The following is a 2,708-nucleotide window of genomic DNA, read 5'->3' on the forward strand; positions in this document are numbered from 1 at the left end:
TCAGCTAACGCAAAAATAATTTTTGTAAATATTTTTATTGCTATTTTATTAAGTTCGTTTATGTTTCTCATGGGGCGAAAAATGAGATTAACTTATGGAATAATTTTGATAAGTACGATGGCCTTACTTTGCTTTTGTCAAAATCTTCATTATAATTATTTCTCTACTTTCTTTTCTTTTTCTAAAGCTAGTATTCTAAAAGAATTTTTCCAAGTGAAAAATGAAGCTACCGGAAAACTAACATTAGATCTCTTTGGATATTTTTTGCCTCTGATCCCTTTTATTCTTGTTAATTTATTTAAAGGAAAGCAATATAAATATAATTATATTCTAAGAATAAGTATTACAAGTTTTTTATGTATATTAAGTATTGCCTGCCTGTTCTTAACATTCTCAAATTATCCGGAGAATATTAAGAAAAGTGAAAGTGACTCGTATCTTTACCATACACTTTACAATAAAGTCAGAGCCGTTGATCGACTCGGCTTGTATTCATACACCATTAAAGATGCACAGCTAACTCTGAATCATAAAATAGAAAATACTGACGAACAAAAAACAATGATTGATCTTTATATAGAAGAACATGGATATGTTTCAGAACCTAATGATTATACAGGGATATTTAAAGGTAAAAATTTAATTCTTATCTTATGTGAATCTTTATCCACAATTGTCATTGATGAAGAACTGACTCCTACCTTATACATGATGAAAACACAAGGAATTAATTTTGATAACCATTATGCACCAGTATATCAATCTGCTACAGCGGATAGTGAATTCATCAGTCTTACTTCCCAAATTCCTTCTATTGACAATGGTCCGCTTGCTTATGATTTTTATGAAAATACTTTTCCAAGCGCACTTCCTCAATTATTTCGAGAAATAGGATATTCAGCTAACTCATTTCATTCTTTCAAAAAGGAATTTTATAATCGTGAGACTTTGCATTACACCTACGGATTTACCTATCTCTATGATTGGGTTGATCTTAATTTAGAAAAGCGTCCAGAATTTGTAGAGGCTTATAACTGGATTCATGATCGTGAACTTTTCACTAAGGCGCTAGAAGCGACAAATGAAAATGCTACTGAACCATTCTTTGATTTCTTTATTAGTGTTTCTGGGCATGTGCCTTATGTGCGTGAGCGCTATGAATTGGAATATGATCTTTGGCAAACTATCGTTCTCCATGGTGAAGCTGGTGAAACGTATTCTACAGAAGCCCTTTGTTATTTAGCAGCACAGAAAACGCTTGATAGTGGATTGGAAATTTTAATTGAAGATCTTACAAAAACCGGTCAACTTGAAAACACTGTTATCGCGGTCTATGGAGACCATTATCCTTATGGGTTAACAAAATCCGCGACAAAAGAATTATTCACTGACCTTAAAAATGACTATGAAATTTATAAAGTTCCATTCATCATTTGGACTCCAAGTTTAGAGAATAGTACAACTATTGAAACAGTGACCTCAACATATGATATTATGCCAACTTTATGTAATTTGTTCGATATAAACTTAAACGGTCATCTCATCACTGGTCGTGATGCATTATCAGATAAAGAGGGACTTGTTATCTTTGAAGATCGCTCTTGGCTTAATGATCGAGCCTATTATAATGCAACGAAAGGAACAGTCATTAAATTAGATTCTTCTATAACTGATGATGAAATAGAAGAAATAAATAACAAAGTTTTCGAAGAAATCCAAATTAGTCAGAATATTCTAACATCTGATTATTTCGCTGAAAAAAATTAACAAATTTAACATGTGAACTTCCATTACCATTGCTGTAAACTCAACATCATTATTAAAGAGAATACATTTATATATTAGTAATTCATTTATATCAGAATCTGCGATGCTTGAGTTAATAAATCTCACAATGGTCATATAGAACATCCTTCATCAAAAAAATAGAGCTATCTTAAGAATCATATCGTTTTCTTAAGGATAGCTCATTTTATTCTAATTCAAATCTTTTTCAAGATGTCATAGCTTGTTGCAGCGCCTCTTCTGTTATAAAATCTGAATAGACGCCAAAAAAATGATTATCATTAATAATTTTCAAAGCTTTATCTATCTGGTTAATTGTATGAATATAGATTGTAAACTGATCTTCATAATCCTGCATTTCAGCATAAGCATAAATATCAGTAATTACTTTTGTAGCCCATTCATTATCCATATGCATAACAATTACCGGCACTTTATTTTCCTTAACGAATTGATAAATTTTTTGTCCATCAGAATCCACGTAATAATGATAAAGAGTAAATATAATTTTATTAAAGTCATAATTTTCATCTAAGAAAATATACATTTCCGGAGTATAGGCTTGAGGTATAATTCTATTGATTAAGTCTGGATTAACTGAATTTACTTCGTCTATCATTTTGTTATACATCACTCTCGATCCATCAATATCAAAAGTCTTAGAATCAATGATAATATAAAAATCCGGAATTTCGTTCATAAGTTTCAGAAGATCTTTAAACATCACTGTTTTATATTTTCCATGAATCTTAACTTGCTTAAACTCGTCCGTAGACATTGGCCAATCTCCGCCAATATCCGTTAATTTATTACGAAAATCTTCCCAAGTATGAATTAAGCATATATCCCCATCCGACGTTGTATCAAGATCGATTTCAAACAACCGTGTACCTTCATTATAATTTTGATAAAAAGCTTCTAAA

General features: G+C 30.8%; 2 protein-coding genes. One reads left to right on the forward strand and one right to left on the reverse strand.

The window, feature by feature from the left end:
- The coding region (locus tag HOLDEFILI_RS10815) for an LTA synthase family protein (RefSeq protein ID WP_006059715.1) at positions 1-1,767 on the forward strand (1,767 nt) is incomplete at its 5' end.
- Positions 1,768-1,993: 226 nt separating this feature from the next.
- Here HOLDEFILI_RS10815 and HOLDEFILI_RS10820 read toward each other — a convergent pair.
- Positions 1,994-2,708, reverse strand: a 715-nt coding sequence (locus tag HOLDEFILI_RS10820) for a PI-PLC domain-containing protein (RefSeq protein ID WP_006059716.1), incomplete at its 5' end; no start/stop codon positions are given.

This window comes from Holdemania filiformis DSM 12042 (assembly GCF_000157995.1).
Classification (GTDB): domain Bacteria; phylum Bacillota_I; class Bacilli_A; order Erysipelotrichales; family Erysipelotrichaceae; genus Holdemania; species Holdemania filiformis.